Source organism: Bacillus sp. DU-106, assembly GCF_004799705.1.
Taxonomy (GTDB): Bacteria; Bacillota; Bacilli; order Bacillales; family Bacillaceae_G; genus Bacillus_A; species Bacillus_A cereus.
This window is the reverse complement of record NZ_CP026607.1, coordinates 3,833,446-3,851,141: the sequence shown is the minus strand read 5'-3', so window position 1 is coordinate 3,851,141 and position 17,696 is coordinate 3,833,446. Positions and strand designations below refer to the sequence as shown.

Here is a 17,696-nt window from a genome sequence, read left to right as displayed (position 1 = left end):
GTCTTTTTACACTTTTTTCTGTTTACATAATAAAAATTATGGGTAAGGAGAATCAAGATGAAAAGAGAGAGATTATTACATGTTCATTACTTGCTAGCAGATTATTGGAAAGCGATGGAGAGGCTACTATATGTCGATCCAGAATTAAAGAACATATATAATTTTAACGAAAAACAAATGGAACACTACACTGGAATATCCTCGAAAAAATCTTCAGAACTAGTAAAATTTCTTCAAAATTCAAATCTTCCGCAATATATATCTTATTTAGAGAGAAATCGTATTTTTTATATAACGATATGGGATGAAGATTACCCGCAATTATTACGTGAAATACAAGACCCTCCCTTCGTTTTATATGGAAAAGGAGAGAAAGATTTCCTGAATAAAGTAAATAAATTAGCAGTTGTTGGAACGAGAGAACCATCATTATATGGTCATGAGAGTTTGAAGTTTATTTTACACCCTTTATTAGAAAGAGAGTGGCTTATTGTCAGTGGGTTTGCAAAAGGGATAGATACAATGTCTCATGAGATTACAGTAAGGCATCATTGCCCGACTATTGCGATATTAGGGCATGGATTGTCTTTTATGTATCCGAAAGAAAATAGACATTTATATGAAATGTGGAAGGAATATATATTGTTATTGACAGAGTATCCGCCGCAATATGCACCGAAAAAATGGTATTTTCCAAAAAGGAACCGGATTATTAGTGGTATAAGTAAAGGTGTTTTAGTTGTAGAAGCGAAATCGAGAAGTGGAACACTTATTACTGCAGACCTTGCGTTAGAGCAAAATAGAGAGGTGTTTGCGCTTCCTGGACCTATATTTGTAGAGGGGGCATCGGGAACGAATCATCTTATTCAGCAAGGAGCAAAACTAGTAAGAAATGCAGAAGATATCTTGGAAGAGATTTTAAATTAACCTTATATTTTTATGTTTTTATTAAACAATTATTGACAAATGGTAGATTGGCACTGTATGGTATATTCATTCTTGATTGACAAAAACAAGAGAAATCAATAAGATTAATGAAGACTTGAATCCACCTCTTAAGGAGGCACTAGCATGTCAGATTACCTCGTAATCGTGGAGTCGCCTTCTAAGGCGAAGACCATTGAGAAATATTTAGGGAAAAAATACAAAGTTGTCGCGTCTATGGGACATGTTCGCGATTTGCCAAAAAGTCAAATGGGGATAGAAGTAAAGAACAACTTCACCCCGAAGTATATTACCATTCGTGGTAAAGGTCCCGTCTTAAAAGATTTAAAATCAGCGGCGAAAAAAGCAAAGAAAGTCTATCTCGCGGCCGATCCAGACCGTGAAGGGGAAGCGATTGCTTGGCATTTAGCGAATACGTTAAATGTGGACGTTGAATCAGATTGTCGGGTTGTGTTTAATGAGATTACGAAAGATGCAATCAAAGAATCATTTAAACATCCTCGTGCAATTAATATGGATTTAGTGGATGCACAACAAGCAAGACGTATACTTGATCGTCTTGTTGGTTACAATATTAGTCCTTTATTATGGAAGAAAGTAAAAAAAGGATTAAGTGCAGGACGTGTACAATCTGTAGCAGTTCGTTTAATCATCGAGCGTGAAAGGGAAATTCAAAACTTTGAACCTGAAGAATTCTGGACAATTAAAACAGAATTTGTAAAAGGAAAAGACACATTTGAAGCAAGCTTTTACGGTGTAGATGGTGAAAAAGTTCAATTAACAAATGAAACGCAAGTGAATGAAATAATTGAACAGATGAAAGACAATGCGTTTTCAGTTGAAAATGTAACGCGCAAAGAGCGAAAACGTAATCCTGCATTACCGTTTACAACATCTTCCTTGCAACAAGAAGCAGCACGTAAGTTAAACATGCGAGCAAAGAAAACAATGATGCTTGCACAGCAATTGTATGAAGGGATAGATCTTGGAAAACAAGGAACTGTAGGTCTTATTACGTATATGAGAACTGATTCAACACGTATCTCAGAAACAGCTCAAACAGAGGCTCGTACTTACATCACTGAAGCGTATGGTACGGAATACATAGGAACAGAAAAGAAGAAAGAAACGAAAAAGTCAAATGCACAAGATGCGCATGAGGCAATTCGTCCTACTTCAGTAATGAGAAAGCCAGAGGAACTAAAAAGTTTCTTAGGTCGTGATCAACTTCGATTATATAAATTGATTTGGGAGCGATTTGTTGCAAGTCAAATGGCGTCTGCTATAATGGATACTGTGACAGCGAGACTCATTAATAACAATGTTCAGTTCCGTGCAAGTGGATCGGTTGTAAAGTTCCCAGGATTTATGAAAGTGTATGTAGAGTCAAAAGATGATGGTGCTGAAGAAAAGGATAAGATGTTGCCACCTTTAGAAGTAGGGGAAACTGTATTTTCAAAGGATTTAGAACCAAAGCAACATTTTACACAACCTCCTCCGCGCTATACAGAGGCTCGTCTAGTAAGAACACTTGAAGAACTTGGAATTGGAAGACCGTCAACATATGTACCTACACTTGAAACAATTCAAAAGCGTGGGTATGTAGGTTTGGATAATAAACGCTTCGTTCCGACTGAACTTGGTGAAATAGTAATTGAACTTATTTTAGAGTTTTTCCCAGAAATTATTAATATTGAATTTACTGCCAATATGGAGCAAAGCCTTGATGAAGTAGAAGAAGGAAATGCGAATTGGGTAAAAATTGTTGATGATTTCTACGTAGGTTTTGAACCGCGTTTAGAAAAAGCGGAAAAAGAAATGCGTGAAGTGGAAATTAAAGATGAACCAGCTGGGGAAGATTGTGAATTATGTAATCACCCAATGGTCTTTAAAATGGGTAAATACGGGAAATTTATGGCTTGCTCGAATTTCCCAGATTGTCGTAATACAAAGCCGATTGTGAAAGAAATCGGTGTTACTTGTCCAAAGTGTGATAAGGGTCAAATTATTGAACGCCGTAGTAATAAAAAGAAACGTCTTTTCTATGGGTGCGGTACGTATCCGGAATGCGACTTTGTATCTTGGGATAAGCCAATTGGTCGTAAGTGTCCGAAGTGCGAAGGCATGCTTGTAGAGAAAAAGTTGAAAAAAGGCGTGCAAGTACAATGTATTTCGTGCGATTATGAAGAAGAACAACAAATGTGAGCGTAACTGCTCACATTTTTTTCGGGAAGAAAAGGAAAGGTGATATAAATGACAACACAAGTAGTAAACGTCATTGGCGCAGGTCTTGCAGGAAGTGAAGCAGCTTACCAAATTGCAAAACGTGGTGTCCAAGTTAGATTATATGAAATGAGACCGGTAAGGCAAACGCCAGCTCATCACACAGATAAATTCGCTGAATTAGTATGTAGTAACTCACTTCGTGCAAACACTTTAACAAATGCAGTTGGAGTTATTAAAGAGGAAATGCGCTTAATGGATTCTGTAATTATTCGTGCGGCGGATGAGTGCTCTGTACCAGCTGGAGGTGCTTTAGCTGTAGATCGTCATGAGTTCGCAGCTAAAGTAACAGAATACGTAAAGAACCATCCAAATGTAACTGTAATGAATGAAGAAATTACAGATATTCCAGAGGGACCGACAATTATTGCTACAGGTCCATTAACATCTCCTGATCTTTCTGCAAAATTGAAAGAATTAACAGGAGAAGATTATTTCTACTTCTATGATGCTGCAGCCCCAATCGTAGAAAAAGACAGCATTGACATGAATAAAGTGTATTTAAAATCGCGTTATGACAAAGGTGAAGCTGCATATTTAAATTGCCCAATGACAGAAGAAGAGTTCGATCGTTTTTATGAGGCTCTAATTGCTGCTGAGACAGTGCCTTTAAAAGAGTTTGAAAAAGAAATTTTCTTTGAAGGTTGTATGCCAGTAGAAGTTATGGCAAGTAGAGGGAGACAGACGTTAGTATTTGGACCTATGAAACCTGTTGGATTGGAAGATCCCAAAACAGGGAAAACGCCATATGCTGTTGTTCAGTTACGTCAAGATGATGCAGCGGGAACTTTATACAATATCGTAGGTTTCCAAACTCATTTAAAGTGGGGACCGCAAAAAGAAGTGCTACAGTTAATTCCGGGATTAGAAAATGCAGAGATTGTACGTTATGGTGTAATGCATCGTAATACGTTTATTAATTCACCTAATTTGCTTCGTCCAACATATCAATATAAACAACGTGATGATTTATTCTTCGCTGGTCAAATGACTGGAGTAGAGGGATATGTTGAATCAGCAGCATCAGGATTATTAGCAGGAATTAATGCTGCGCGTCTTGTGCAAGGTGAAGAGCCAGTTGTATTACCGCCAGTAACTGCGATGGGTAGCATGGCAAATTACATTACGGCAACGAACGCTAAAAACTTCCAGCCGATGAATGCGAACTTCGGTCTATTTGCACCGTTAGAGAAGAAGATTAAAAAGAAAGTAGAACGAAATGAAGCGTACGCAGCACGCGCTTTAGAAACGATTCGAAATTTTGTAAATATTTAGTTAAATTTCTTGCAAAGGCTACTAAGTTGTGATACGATTTAGTAGCCTTTATTGAGGTGAGTTGTGTGAATGTGAAGAAATTGTTACAATTATTCGTTGGATATTTACAAATTGAAAGAAATTATTCAAAATATACAATTGCAAGTTATCAAAATGATTTAGAACATTTTGTGCAATTTATGGAACGAGAAGGCATATCCTCTTTTTTAGACGTTACATACGCGGATGTTCGTTTGTACTTAACGACGTTGCACGATGAAAAGTTAGCCCGTAAATCTGTCGCAAGAAAAGTATCAAGCTTACGAAGTTTATATCGTTTTTTGATGCGTGAAGGTTATCGAAAGGATAATCCGTTTGCACTTGCGTCACTCCCCAAAAAAGAATTGTCAATCCCAAAGTTTTTATATGCTGAAGAGTTAGAGGAATTATTTGAAGTTTCTGACACGGAAACGCCATTAGGTCAAAGGAATCAAGCTTTATTAGAGTTGATGTATGCGACTGGGGTCCGTGTGAGTGAATGTGTCAATTTACAACTTACCGATATTGACTTTGCGGTGGGAACAATTTTAGTAATGGGAAAAGGAAAAAAACAAAGGTATATTCCGTTCGGAAGCTATGCGCAAGATTCTTTAATTACTTATATAGAGAATGGGAGAAAACAGTTAGTTAATAAGACTGACGAAGATTCTCATATGGTATTTTTAAATGCGAAAGGTACACCGCTAACAAGTCGTGGGGTTCGTTATGTTTTAAATGAACTCATTAAAAAGGCTTCGCTGACAATGCGGATAAGTCCCCATATGTTAAGGCATACATTTGCTACACATATGCTAGATGAAGGGGCGGATTTACGTACTGTACAGGAGCTATTAGGCCATGAAAATTTGTCGACGACACAAATTTATACGCATGTCTCTAAAGAAAGATTGCGTTCTGTTTACATGAAGCATCACCCGCGGGCATAAATTGCTTTAAAAGCTATAAAAACAAATAAAGGAGTTTTTTCTATGGGAAATTTCCACGCTACAACGATATTTGCAGTTCATCATAATGGAGAATGTGCAATGGCTGGAGATGGCCAAGTGACAATGGGAAATGCTGTTGTAATGAAACATACAGCTCGTAAAGTTCGTAAACTTTTCCAAGGTAAAGTTTTAGCTGGTTTCGCAGGATCAGTTGCTGACGCATTTACTCTTTTTGAAATGTTTGAAGGGAAATTAGAAGAGTATAATGGCAACTTGCAGCGTGCTGCTGTTGAAATGGCAAAACAATGGCGTGGCGATAAAATGTTACGTCAGCTAGAAGCGATGCTCATTGTCATGGATAAAACAACTATGCTCCTTGTTTCAGGTACAGGAGAAGTGATTGAACCGGATGATGGTATTTTAGCAATTGGATCTGGTGGGAATTATGCACTTTCTGCAGGTCGTGCTTTAAAGCAATATGCAAGTGAACACTTAACAGCGAAGCAAATTGCGAAAGCGAGTTTAGAGATTGCTGGCGATATTTGTGTTTATACGAATCACAACATAATTGTTGAAGAATTGTAGAATCGTAAGGGAGGCATTTTATATGCATTTACATTTTACTCCGCGCCAAATTGTGGAAAAATTAGATCAATACATCATCGGTCAAAAAGACGCAAAGAAAGCGGTTGCTGTAGCGTTGAGAAATCGATATCGCCGCAGTAAATTAGCTGAAAATTTACGTGACGAAATTGCGCCTAAAAATATTTTAATGATTGGACCGACAGGTGTTGGGAAAACAGAGGTAGCACGACGAATGGCGAAACTCGTTGGAGCACCTTTTATTAAGGTTGAGGCTACAAAATTCACAGAAGTTGGATATGTGGGTAGAGATGTAGAGTCGATGGTACGTGACTTGGTGGAAACATCGGTTCGTATCGTAAAAGAAGAAATGGTAGTGAAAGTTCAAGATAAAGCAGAAGAGCAAGCGAATCAACGTCTTGTTGAAATTTTAGTGCCGAGTCCGGAGAAGCAATCTGGATTCAAAAATCCATTAGAGATGCTTTTTGGAGGCGCTCAAAATTCGAATCAAACGTCTGATACACAAGAAGATGTTGAAATCGAAAAGAAACGTCAAGATGTGGAGAGAAAGCTTGCTGCAGGGCTTCTTGAAGAAGAAATTGTATCGATTGAAGTGACTGAACAACAGTCTTCCATGTTTGATATGTTACAAGGAACTGGCATGGAACAAATGGGAATGAATTTCCAAGATGCGCTAGGAAGTTTTATGCCGAAAAAAACGAAAAAACGTAAACTTTCTGTAAAAGAAGCAAGAAAACTCTTGACAAATGAAGAGGCACAGCGCTTAATTGATATGGATGAAGTTACACAAGAGGCTGTTTATCGTGCTGAACAGCTCGGGATTATTTTTATCGATGAAATTGACAAAATTGCTGGTAAGCAGTCGAATAGCGTAGATGTATCACGTGAAGGTGTGCAACGTGACATTCTGCCAATTGTAGAAGGGTCGAATGTTGCGACAAAATACGGATCAGTAAAAACGGATTATATTTTATTCGTTGCAGCTGGAGCGTTCCATATGTCTAAACCGTCGGATTTAATTCCGGAATTGCAAGGGAGATTTCCGATTCGAGTAGAATTAACAAAATTATCGACAGACGATTTTGTTAAAATATTAATCGAGCCTGACAATGCGTTAATTAAACAATATATGGCATTATTAGCGACTGAAGGTATAGAAATTGAATTTTCAGACGAAGCTATTCGTAAGATTGCTGAGATTGCTTATCAAGTTAATCAGGATACAGATAATATTGGAGCAAGAAGACTTCATACGATTATGGAGAAGCTCCTTGAAGATTTATCGTTTGAAGCATCTGAAATTACGTTAGAGAAAATAACGATAACACCTCAATACGTTGAGGAGAAATTAGCAACAATTGCTAAAAATAAAGATGTGAGCCAGTTTATTTTGTAATAGTGTCATCAGGTGACTCGCCCTAGTTTCCAAGTGATGAAAAAATATGTGAGTAACATGTAGGAGGAACTTTTGAAATGGAATTATTAGCAAAAACGAGAAAATTAAATGCGTTATTACAGAGCGCAGCAGGGAAGCCTGTAAACTTTAGAGAAATGTCTGACACAATGTGTGAAGTAATCGAAGCAAACGTATTCGTAGTTAGCCGTCGTGGTAAATTACTAGGTTATGCAATTCACCAACAAATCGAAAACGAACGCATGAAGCAAATGCTTGCAGAACGTCAATTCCCAGAAGAATATACACAAAGCTTATTCAACATTACAGAAACATCTTCAAACTTAGATGTGAACAGTGCTTACACAGCATTCCCAGTAGAAAACAGAGAATTATTCGGTCAAGGTTTAACTACAATCGTACCAATCGTTGGTGGCGGTGAGCGTCTAGGTACATTAGTATTAGCTCGTCTTGGTCAAGAGTTCTTAGATGATGATTTAATCCTTGCTGAGTACAGCTCAACTGTTGTAGGTATGGAAATCTTACGTGAAAAAGCAGAAGAAATCGAAGAGGAAGCGCGTAGTAAAGCTGTTGTTCAAATGGCAATCAGCTCATTATCTTACAGTGAGTTAGAAGCAATTGAGCATATCTTCGAAGAATTAAATGGAACAGAAGGTTTACTTGTTGCAAGTAAAATTGCTGATCGCGTAGGAATTACTCGCTCTGTAATCGTAAATGCACTACGTAAATTAGAAAGTGCTGGTGTTATTGAGTCTCGCTCTTTAGGTATGAAAGGAACATACATTAAAGTGCTAAACGACAAGTTTCTACAAGAACTTGCTAAATTAAAAACAAACTAATTTATAAAAAACTCTCCTCAATTGAGGAGAGTTTTTTTGTGCAATGGATAGAAGATGCTTGTGAAAAGTGTCATAAGCGTGTTTTCTGGGAAAACTATTAATTGTATTTACTTTTTTGCTTAAAAGAAAAGAAGGTTGGTAATACTAGAATTCGAGTATGAACAAAGAAAGTTTTACATTGTTCGCATTTTCGACTTGATTGTAATATTTCAGTATGATATAGTAAGCAGTGGTGTCAGTACAAAGTACACACGTTTACTGATTTAAGTGTTGGTGCTACGTTTGTAGTTTCGCTTAGAGATGAAGTAAACGGAGGATATCAAAAACCATTTAGGAGGAACTATATTATGTCAGTAATTTCTATGAAGCAATTGCTTGAAGCTGGTGTTCATTTCGGACATCAAACTCGTCGTTGGAACCCAAAAATGAAGCGTTACATTTTCACAGAGCGTAACGGTATCTACATCATCGACTTACAAAAAACTGTGAAAAAAGTTGAGGAAGCTTACAGAACGATGCGCGACATCGCTGCTGAAGGCGGAGACATCTTATTCGTAGGTACTAAAAAACAAGCACAAGAAGCTATTAAAGAAGAAGCAACTCGTGCTGGTATGTACTTCGTTAACCAACGTTGGTTAGGTGGAACTTTAACAAACTTCCAAACAATCCAAAAGCGTATCAAGCGTCTTAAAGACATCGAAAGAATGCAAGAAGATGGTACTTTCGAAGTACTTCCTAAGAAAGAAGTTGTTCAACTTAAAAAAGAGTTAGAGCGTCTTGAGAAATTCTTAGGCGGTATTAAAGATATGAAAGGTCTTCCAAGTGCATTATTCGTAGTAGACCCTCGTAAAGAGCGTATTGCAGTTGCTGAAGCACGCAAATTACACATTCCAATCATCGGTATCGTTGATACAAACTGTGATCCAGACGAAATCGATCACGTTATCCCAGCAAACGATGATGCAATTCGTGCTGTAAAACTTCTTACATCTAAAATGGCAGACGCGATCCTTGAAGCAAAACAAGGTGAAGAAACTGTTACTGCGTAACAAAGTTGGAAAGGTGATAAGGGGTTCGGCCTTTTATCACCTTTTTTAAGGTATAAACACCTTTATAAAAGGTATAAATACATATTTTAGGAGGATGAAAAGTATGGCAATCACTGCTCAAATGGTAAAAGAATTACGTGAAAAAACTGGCGCAGGTATGATGGACTGCAAAAAAGCTTTAACAGAAACTAATGGCGACATGGAGAAGGCAATTGACTTCTTACGTGAAAAAGGTATTGCGAAAGCTGCTAAAAAAGCAGACCGCATTGCTGCTGAAGGTTTAACTTTCATCGAAACAAACGGTAACGACGCTTTAATCTTAGAATTAAACTCTGAAACTGATTTCGTTGCGAAAAACGAAGGTTTCCAAACACTAATTAAAGAATTAGCTGCTCACTTATTAACTAACAAACCAGCTAACGTTGAAGAAGCTATGGCTCAAACAATGGAAAACGGTAAAAAAGTTGAAGAGCACATCAACGAAGCAATCGCTAAAATTGGTGAAAAACTTACACTTCGTCGTTTCGAAATCGTATCAAAAACTGATGCAGATGCATTCGGTGCTTACCTACACATGGGTGGACGCATTGGTGTATTAACAGTTCTTGAAGGTTCTACTGATGAAGCTGCTGCTAAAGATGTTGCAATGCACATCGCTGCAGTTAACCCTAAATACATCGACCGCGATGCTGTAACAGCTGAAGAAGTTGAGCATGAGCGTCAAGTATTAACACAACAAGCATTAAACGAAGGCAAGCCTGAGAAAATCGTTGCGAAAATGGTTGAAGGCCGTCTAGGCAAATTCTTCGAAGAGATTTGCTTACTTGACCAAGCATTCGTTAAAAACCCTGATATGAAAGTTCGTCAGTTCGTTGAGTCTAAAGGCGGAACATTAAAAGGATTCGTTCGCTACGCTGTTGGTGAAGGTATCGAAAAACGCGAAGACAACTTTGCTGAAGAAGTAATGAACCAAGTAAAAGGTAGTAACTAATACAGATTAGGGAACACATTGTGTTCCCTTTTTTAAAATAAAGATGTAAGCAATTGGAGGTTCATTATGAGTAAACCGAAATATAATCGTGTCGTTTTAAAGCTAAGTGGAGAAGCTTTAGCTGGAGAGCAAGGATTTGGAATTAACCCAACTGTTATTAAGTCAGTTGCGGAACAAGTAAAAGAAATTGCAGAACTTGATGTAGAGGTTGCTGTTGTTGTTGGTGGCGGTAACATTTGGCGTGGAAAAATTGGAAGTGAAATGGGCATGGATCGTGCAGGGGCAGATTACATGGGCATGTTAGCGACAGTTATGAATTCATTAGCTCTTCAAGATAGCTTGGAGAATATCGGAATTCAAACTCGTGTACAAACTTCAATTGAGATGCGTCAAGTTGCAGAACCTTACATTCGTCGTAAAGCAGTTCGTCACTTAGAGAAAAAACGTGTTGTTATCTTTGCAGCAGGTACAGGTAACCCATACTTCTCTACAGATACAACAGCAGCATTACGTGCGGCAGAAATTGAAGCAGATGTAATTTTAATGGCGAAAAACAATGTAGATGGTGTATATAATGCGGATCCATCTATTGATCCAACAGCTACAAAATACGAAACGCTTACTTACTTAGATGTATTAAAAGAAGGTTTAGGTGTAATGGATTCTACAGCTTCTTCTCTATGTATGGATAATGATATTCCACTAATTGTATTCTCAGTTATGGAAAAAGGTAATATTAAACGTGCCGTTTTAGGCGAAAATATCGGAACAGTGGTAAGGGGGAAATAAATATGGGACAACAAGTATTGAAGTCTTCAAATGAAAAAATGGAAAAAGCAGTTGCTGCTTATTCTCGTGAATTAGCAACAGTTCGTGCTGGTCGTGCAAACGCGTCTGTATTAGATAAGGTACAAGTTGATTACTATGGTGCACCAACACCAGTTGTGCAATTAGCGAACATTACAGTTCCAGAAGCGCGTTTACTAGTAATTCAACCTTATGATAAAACTTCTATCGGTGATATTGAAAAAGCAATTTTAAAAGCAGATTTAGGCTTAAACCCTTCTAATGATGGAACTGTAATTCGTATTGCATTCCCTGCACTAACAGAAGAGCGTCGTCGTGATCTTGTAAAAGTTGTGAAAAAATATGCTGAAGAAGCAAAAGTTGCTGTTCGTAACGTACGTCGTGACGGAAATGATGATCTTAAGAAGCTTGAAAAAGCTGGCGAGATTACAGAAGATGATTTAAGAGGATATACTGAAGATATCCAAAAAGAAACAGATAAATATATTGCAAAAGTTGACGAAATCGCAAAAAACAAAGAAAAAGAAATCATGGAAGTGTAATAGCGATAACTTCGCAAATATGACCCTCTTCTTAAGGGGGTCTTTTTACACTTTTAGGCATACGTCTGCTTGCTGGAGGGTATGAATGATGTTTAAAAACTTTCCTTTTTTTAAAGGTAAAAAGGACACATCGTTTGATCATCTCGTTGAAGAAGTGAAAAAAGGATATATCCCAGAACATATTGCCATCATTATGGATGGGAATGGAAGATGGGCAAAGAGGAGAGCAATGCCTCGTATTGCGGGACATCATGAAGGTATGCAAGTTGTAAAGAAAATTACAAAATTTGCAAGTAAACTTAATGTGAAAGTGTTAACTCTCTATGCTTTTTCAACTGAGAACTGGAAAAGACCGAAAAAGGAAGTTGATTATTTAATGAAGCTTCCAGAAGAATTTCTAGGTACATTTTTACCAGAATTGATTGAAGAAAACGTACAAGTCCGAGTAATAGGGCAAAAAGATCGTCTTCCTACGCATACACGCAGAGCGATGGAGAAAGCCATGGAAGATACGAAAGAGAATACGGGATTAATTCTTAATTTCGCGTTAAACTATGGAAGTCGAGATGAAATCGTTTCTGCTGTGCAACATATGATGAAAGATAATGAGGAAGGAAAAATTCGTTCTGAAGAGGTAAGTGAAGAAATGCTTTCCTCCTACTTAATGACGAGTTCTTTACCTGATCCAGAGTTGTTAATCCGAACAAGCGGAGAGCTACGTATTAGTAATTTCATGTTATGGCAAATTGCATATTCGGAGTTTTGGTTTACAGACGTGTATTGGCCAGACTTCAAAGAAGAACATTTGCTAAATGCGATTACTGACTTTCAACATAGAGGGCGCAGATTCGGAGGCGTGTAGAAAGAGAGGGTTTGGTAGTGAAACAGAGAATTATTACTGGAGTGGTTGCTGCCGCGCTATTCATTCCCATCGTAATATACGGTGGCGTGCCTTTTACGGTTTTAGTGTATGCACTTGCTTCTATAGGTTTATATGAATTAATTCGTATGAATAAGCTTACGCTTATTTCAGTACCGACAGTTTTAGCTGCAGTATTATTGTGGATTCTTTTAATTCCAAGTAGTGCATCAGAACTGTTTACATGGATTGGATTAGGTAAATTGGAAATCACATTTGTGATTGTTTTATTACTTTTATCATATACAGTCCTTTCTAAGAATACATTTACTTTTGATAATGCTTCATTTTTACTGATGGCAACGACATATGTGGCAATGGGATTCTTATATTTAAATGAAACGAGAATATTAGGAATTAAATATGTATTTTGCGCATTATTTGTTATATGGGCTACTGATTCAGGCGCATATTTCGTAGGAAAAGCATTGGGCAAGAGAAAATTGTGGCCAGAAATTAGTCCGAATAAAACGATTGAAGGTTCATTAGGCGGTATCGTTTGTGGAATTATTGTGGCACTTGTTTACAACGTGTTCTTCCCAGTCGAATCGAATGTAGTAATTTTAATTGTGCTGACAATTATCATTTCTATTTTTGGACAAATTGGTGATTTAGTACAATCTGCTTTTAAACGTCATTATGGCGTAAAGGATTCAGGTACAATTTTACCTGGGCATGGTGGTATATTAGACCGAACAGATAGTTGGTTATTCGTTTTACCAATTCTCTACTTCTTATTACAATACAATTAATAAATGAACGAGGGGTTGGAGTCATGAAAAACATTAGTTTATTAGGTGCAAGCGGATCAATTGGTACACAAACTTTAGATGTATTACGCTCGCACCCAGACCAATTCCGTCTCGTTGCTTTTTCTGTAGGGAAAAATATTGACTACGCAGTAAAGGTAATTCAAGAATTTTCTCCGCAAATCGTCTCTGTGCAAAGAGAGGAAGATGTTTTAAAATTACAATCTGTTTCTGGTAATACAAAAATTGTATATGGTAGTGAAGGACTTTTAGAAGTAGCATTACATCCAGATGCGGAGATTGTAGTAAATGCTGTTGTAGGTAGCGTAGGGTTGTTACCAACACTTCGTGCAATTGAGGCGAAAAAAACAATTGGAATTGCAAATAAAGAAACGTTAGTAACTGCAGGACATCTTGTAATGGAAGCAGCACGAAAACATAATGTTTCGTTACTTCCAGTAGATAGTGAACATTCGGCTATTTTTCAGTGCTTGAATGGTGAAAATGAAAAAAGAATTTCTCGTCTTATTATAACGGCTTCTGGTGGAAGTTTCCGTGATAAAACGAGGGATGAATTGCATCATGTGACCGTAGAAGATGCGCTTCGACATCCAAACTGGTCAATGGGTTCGAAAATTACAATTGATTCTGCTACAATGATGAATAAGGGACTAGAAGTAATTGAAGCACATTGGCTTTTTGGTATCCCTTATGAGCAAATCGATGTTGTTTTACATAAAGAAAGTATTATCCATTCTATGGTTGAATTTGAAGATCGTAGTGTAATGGCGCAGCTTGGTTCACCTGATATGCGAGTACCAATTCAATACGCACTTACATATCCTGATAGATTGCCTCTTTCAGACACAAAACAGTTAAACTTATGGGAAATAGGGACGTTGCATTTTGAGAAAATGGACCAAGAACGATTCCGTTGTTTACGTTTTGCGTATGAAGCTGGAAAAGCAGGTGGAAGTATGCCAGCTGTAATGAACGCAGCGAATGAAGTAGCTGTTGAAGCCTTTTTACAAAAGAGAATTGGTTTCTTAACAGTGGAAGACCTCATTGAAAAAGCAATGAACCATCACAATGTCATTGCACGACCGAGCTTAGAGGAAATTTTGGAAATTGATGCGGCCACAAGACGGTTTGTGATGGAACAAATTTAGCAAAGGTGGTTATGGAATTGAATACAGCGATTGCCTTTATATTAATTTTCGGTGCACTCGTATTTTTCCATGAGCTAGGGCATCTATATTTCGCAAAAAGAGCAGGTATTTTATGCCGCGAGTTTGCGATTGGTTTTGGTCCGAAAATATTCTCATTTGAAAAGAATGAAACGGTGTATACGATTCGATTACTGCCCCTTGGTGGCTATGTAAGAATGGCCGGCGAGGATGCGGACACAGTTGAGTTAAAGCCTGGGAAAAAGGTTGGCCTTGTATTAAATGAAAAAGACGAAGTTGTGAAATTAGTTTTTGATGGATATGAAAAGTATCCAAATGTTCGTGTTATTGAAGTCGAACAAGCTGATTTGGAGCATAATTTAACAATTTCGGGCTATGAAGAGTACGAGGAAGAGCTTCAAACATTCCGAGTGAATGAAAAGGCTCGTATTATTACTGCGGGGGAAGAAATTCAAATTGCTCCGTATAATAGACAATTTGGCTCGAAAAAACTAGGGCAACGCGCTTTAACAATCTTTGCGGGTCCTGCAATGAACTTCATTTTAGCATTTGTTATTTTTGTGATTCTTGGATTTGTACAAGGGGTTCCTATTGACAAACCAATGGTCGGAAAAGTGATGGATAACAGTGCAGCACAGCAAGCTGGATTGAAAGAGAATGATACAATTCAAGCTATTGATGGGAAAAACACAAGTACATGGAAAGATGTTGTTACTATTGTACGTGAAAACCCAAATAAAGAAATTACGTTACAAGTAAAGCGTGATAATGAACAGTTTAATGTGAAAGTAACGCCAACACTCGATAAAGAAGGAAAAGACGAAGTTGGTAGAATCGGTGTGTATTCTCCTGTAGAGAAAACAGTAATGGGTTCTATTAAATCAGGATTTGAACAAACGTACCAATGGACGAAACTAATTTTTGAATCTCTTGTTAAATTAGTAACTGGTCAATTTTCTATTAATGAGTTATCAGGTCCAGTAGGAATTTATAATCTAACAGATCAAGTTGTAGATTATGGGTTTACGCGTGTACTAAGTTTAGCTGCAGTTCTAAGCATTAATCTTGGTTTATTTAATTTATTACCAGTTCCTGCTTTAGATGGTGGCCGTTTATTCTTCTTCTTAATTGAAGCGTTACGAGGGAAACCAATTGATCGCCAAAAAGAAGGAATGGTTCACTTTATTGGTTTTGCATTATTAATGTTACTTATGTTAGTTGTAACTTGGAATGACATTCGTAAGTTTTTCTTGTAAAATAAAGTGAAACTTATAATGAAATAGAGCTCGTAGAATAAAATCCCTCACCTAACTCGAGGTGAGGGGTTTTACTGCGTGTAAGAGTAAAATGAAGAGGTGCAAATAAATGAAACAAAGTATGGTATTCAGTCCTACATTACGTGAAGTTCCAGCTGATGCTGAAATTAAGAGTCATCAGCTATTACTTCGTGCAGGTTTTATGCGTCAAAATGCTTCTGGTATTTATAGCTTTCTACCATTTGGATTAAAAGTATTACACAAAGTAGAACGTATCGTTCGAGAAGAAATGGAGCGCGCAGGAGCTGTAGAATTATTAATGCCAGCTATGCAAGCTGCGGAATTATGGCAAGAATCAGGTCGTTGGTATTCTTACGGATCTGAATTAATGCGTATGAAAGATCGTAATGCTCGTGAATTCGCATTAGGAGCGACACATGAGGAAGTAATTACGGATCTTGTGCGTGATGAAGTGAAATCATATAAAAAATTACCGTTAACATTATACCAAATTCAAACAAAATTTCGTGATGAGCAAAGACCTCGTTTCGGCTTATTACGTGGAAGAGAGTTTCTAATGAAAGATGCATACTCTTTCCATGCTACACAAGAGAGCTTAGATGAAGTATACGATCGTTTATATAAAGCATACTCTAACATTTTTGCTCGCTGTGGCTTGAATTTCCGTGCAGTTATTGCTGATTCTGGAGCAATGGGCGGAAAAGATACACATGAATTTATGGTATTATCTGATGTTGGTGAAGATACAATTGCATACTCTGACACATCTGATTATGCAGCAAACATCGAAATGGCTCCTGTTGTAGCTACGTATACGAAGAGTGACGAAGCAGAAAAAGCACTTGAAAAAGTAGCAACACCAGACCAAAAAGCAATTGAAGAAGTATCCGCATTCTTAAACATTGCAGCTGACAAGTGCATTAAGTCTATGGTGTTTAAAGTAGATGAGAAATTAGTAGTGGTACTTGTTCGTGGTGATCACGAAGTAAACGATGTGAAAGTGAAAAATGTATACGGCGCTTCAGTTGTTGAGCTTGCTTCTCATGAAGAAGTAAAAGCATTATTAAATTGTGAAGTTGGTTCATTAGGACCGATTAATGTAACAGGTGATATCGAAATTATTGCTGATCATGCTGTAGCATCAATTGTTAACGGATGTTCAGGAGCGAATGAAGAAGGATTCCATTATGTAAATGTAAATCCAGAACGTGACTTTAAAGTAAGTCAATATACAGATTTACGCTTCATCCAAGAAGGAGACCAATCTCCAGATGGAAACGGAACAATTCTTTTTGCACGCGGAATTGAAGTTGGTCATGTATTCAAATTAGGAACTCGTTATAGTGAAGCAATGAACGCAACATTCCTGGATGAAAACGGAAAAACACAACCACTTATTATGGGTTGTTACGGTATCGGGGTATCTCGTACAGTGGCAGCAATTGCAGAGCAGTTTAACGATGAGAACGGCTTAGTTTGGCCAAAAGCTGTAGCACCGTTCCATGTGCATGTAATTCCAGTAAATATGAAATCGGATGCACAACGTGAAATGGGTGAAAATATCTACAACTCATTACAAGAACAAGGCTATGAAGTGTTATTAGACGATCGTGCAGAACGTGCAGGTGTTAAATTTGCAGATGCAGATTTATTTGGTCTTCCAGTTCGTGTTACAGTTGGTAAAAAAGCAGACGAAGGTATTGTAGAAGTGAAAGTACGTGCTACAGGTGAGTCTGAAGAAGTAAAAGTAGAAGAACTTCAAACATATATTGCAAATATTTTAAAATAAGAAGAGGTACCTCGTAATGGGGTACCTTCTCTTTCTTTGTAAACGTATTTTGTAAAAGAAGA

General features: G+C 37.5%; 16 protein-coding genes. All 16 read left to right on the top strand.

What is annotated here, in order from left to right:
- The first annotated feature begins 57 nt into the window (after window positions 1-57).
- The 16 genes from dprA (at window position 58) to C3Y97_RS19295 (ending at window position 17,634) form a co-directional block, all read left to right on the top strand.
- The gene (gene dprA, locus C3Y97_RS19370; protein WP_071741405.1) at window positions 58-927 is read left to right on the top strand and encodes a DNA-processing protein DprA; all 870 of its coding nucleotides are present in this window, start codon (window positions 58-60) and stop codon (window positions 925-927) included.
- A 144-nt stretch (window positions 928-1,071) separates the two neighbouring features.
- A complete protein-coding gene (topA, locus tag C3Y97_RS19365; RefSeq protein ID WP_001286963.1) occupies window positions 1,072-3,150 on the top strand; it encodes a type I DNA topoisomerase in 2,079 nt (692 codons plus the stop codon).
- Between the two features lie 48 nt (window positions 3,151-3,198).
- Window positions 3,199-4,503, top strand: a complete 1,305-nt coding sequence (gene trmFO, locus C3Y97_RS19360) for an FADH(2)-oxidizing methylenetetrahydrofolate--tRNA-(uracil(54)-C(5))-methyltransferase TrmFO (protein ID WP_000213003.1) — start codon at window positions 3,199-3,201, stop codon at window positions 4,501-4,503.
- Between the two features lie 65 nt (window positions 4,504-4,568).
- Window positions 4,569-5,468 carry a tyrosine recombinase XerC gene (gene xerC / locus C3Y97_RS19355; protein ID WP_136363614.1) on the top strand — a complete coding sequence of 300 codons (900 nt, stop codon included), beginning with the start codon at window positions 4,569-4,571 and terminating at the stop codon, window positions 5,466-5,468.
- 42 nt (window positions 5,469-5,510) lie between these two features.
- Entirely contained in the window at window positions 5,511-6,053 is a 543-nt protein-coding gene (hslV, locus tag C3Y97_RS19350; RefSeq protein WP_000526272.1) for an ATP-dependent protease proteolytic subunit HslV, read from the top strand.
- 22 nt (window positions 6,054-6,075) lie between these two features.
- Window positions 6,076-7,467, top strand: coding sequence for an ATP-dependent protease ATPase subunit HslU (hslU, locus tag C3Y97_RS19345; RefSeq protein WP_000550078.1), 1,392 nt, complete (start codon window positions 6,076-6,078; stop codon window positions 7,465-7,467).
- A gap of 77 nt (window positions 7,468-7,544) precedes the next feature.
- Entirely contained in the window at window positions 7,545-8,324 is a 780-nt protein-coding gene (gene codY, locus C3Y97_RS19340) for a GTP-sensing pleiotropic transcriptional regulator CodY (protein ID WP_000421290.1), read from the top strand.
- Between the two features lie 347 nt (window positions 8,325-8,671).
- Entirely contained in the window at window positions 8,672-9,373 is a 702-nt protein-coding gene (gene rpsB, locus C3Y97_RS19335; protein WP_000111485.1) for a 30S ribosomal protein S2, read from the top strand.
- A gap of 103 nt (window positions 9,374-9,476) precedes the next feature.
- On the top strand, window positions 9,477-10,364 hold the full coding sequence (gene tsf / locus C3Y97_RS19330) for a translation elongation factor Ts (RefSeq protein ID WP_001018578.1): 888 nt from the start codon (window positions 9,477-9,479) through the stop codon (window positions 10,362-10,364).
- Window positions 10,365-10,430: 66 nt separating this feature from the next.
- Window positions 10,431-11,153 (top strand): UMP kinase, encoded by a 723-nt coding sequence (gene pyrH, locus C3Y97_RS19325; protein WP_000042668.1) that lies wholly within the window; start codon window positions 10,431-10,433, stop codon window positions 11,151-11,153.
- Window positions 11,154-11,155: 2 nt separating this feature from the next.
- On the top strand, window positions 11,156-11,713 hold the full coding sequence (gene frr, locus C3Y97_RS19320; protein WP_000531501.1) for a ribosome recycling factor: 558 nt from the start codon (window positions 11,156-11,158) through the stop codon (window positions 11,711-11,713).
- An 85-nt stretch (window positions 11,714-11,798) separates the two neighbouring features.
- A complete protein-coding gene (uppS, locus tag C3Y97_RS19315) occupies window positions 11,799-12,575 on the top strand; it encodes an undecaprenyl pyrophosphate synthase (protein WP_000971296.1) in 777 nt (258 codons plus the stop codon).
- Between the two features lie 17 nt (window positions 12,576-12,592).
- Window positions 12,593-13,384 carry a phosphatidate cytidylyltransferase gene (cdsA, locus tag C3Y97_RS19310; RefSeq protein ID WP_000813592.1) on the top strand — a complete coding sequence of 264 codons (792 nt, stop codon included), beginning with the start codon at window positions 12,593-12,595 and terminating at the stop codon, window positions 13,382-13,384.
- Between the two features lie 23 nt (window positions 13,385-13,407).
- Window positions 13,408-14,550, top strand: a complete 1,143-nt coding sequence (gene dxr, locus C3Y97_RS19305) for a 1-deoxy-D-xylulose-5-phosphate reductoisomerase (protein ID WP_000790373.1) — start codon at window positions 13,408-13,410, stop codon at window positions 14,548-14,550.
- A gap of 17 nt (window positions 14,551-14,567) precedes the next feature.
- A complete protein-coding gene (rseP, locus tag C3Y97_RS19300) occupies window positions 14,568-15,824 on the top strand; it encodes an RIP metalloprotease RseP (RefSeq protein ID WP_001090243.1) in 1,257 nt (418 codons plus the stop codon).
- A gap of 109 nt (window positions 15,825-15,933) precedes the next feature.
- Window positions 15,934-17,634, top strand: a complete 1,701-nt coding sequence (locus C3Y97_RS19295) for a proline--tRNA ligase (protein WP_000814299.1) — start codon at window positions 15,934-15,936, stop codon at window positions 17,632-17,634.
- Window positions 17,635-17,696: the final 62 nt, after the last annotated feature.

What these genes read in the sequence shown, in the direction of transcription:
- hslV (WP_000526272.1), top strand. Translation starts at nt 5,511, where the DNA reads ATGGGAAATTTCCACGCTACAACGATATTTGCAGTTCATCATAATGGA.
- frr (WP_000531501.1), top strand. Translation starts at nt 11,156, where the DNA reads ATGGGACAACAAGTATTGAAGTCTTCAAATGAAAAAATGGAAAAAGCA.
- hslU (WP_000550078.1), top strand. Translation starts at nt 6,076, where the DNA reads ATGCATTTACATTTTACTCCGCGCCAAATTGTGGAAAAATTAGATCAA.
- dprA (WP_071741405.1), top strand. Translation starts at nt 58, where the DNA reads ATGAAAAGAGAGAGATTATTACATGTTCATTACTTGCTAGCAGATTAT.
- C3Y97_RS19295 (WP_000814299.1), top strand. Translation starts at nt 15,934, where the DNA reads ATGAAACAAAGTATGGTATTCAGTCCTACATTACGTGAAGTTCCAGCT.
- rpsB (WP_000111485.1), top strand. Translation starts at nt 8,672, where the DNA reads ATGTCAGTAATTTCTATGAAGCAATTGCTTGAAGCTGGTGTTCATTTC.
- uppS (WP_000971296.1), top strand. Translation starts at nt 11,799, where the DNA reads ATGATGTTTAAAAACTTTCCTTTTTTTAAAGGTAAAAAGGACACATCG.
- topA (WP_001286963.1), top strand. Translation starts at nt 1,072, where the DNA reads ATGTCAGATTACCTCGTAATCGTGGAGTCGCCTTCTAAGGCGAAGACC.
- tsf (WP_001018578.1), top strand. Translation starts at nt 9,477, where the DNA reads ATGGCAATCACTGCTCAAATGGTAAAAGAATTACGTGAAAAAACTGGC.
- trmFO (WP_000213003.1), top strand. Translation starts at nt 3,199, where the DNA reads ATGACAACACAAGTAGTAAACGTCATTGGCGCAGGTCTTGCAGGAAGT.
- dxr (WP_000790373.1), top strand. Translation starts at nt 13,408, where the DNA reads ATGAAAAACATTAGTTTATTAGGTGCAAGCGGATCAATTGGTACACAA.
- codY (WP_000421290.1), top strand. Translation starts at nt 7,545, where the DNA reads ATGGAATTATTAGCAAAAACGAGAAAATTAAATGCGTTATTACAGAGC.
- pyrH (WP_000042668.1), top strand. Translation starts at nt 10,431, where the DNA reads ATGAGTAAACCGAAATATAATCGTGTCGTTTTAAAGCTAAGTGGAGAA.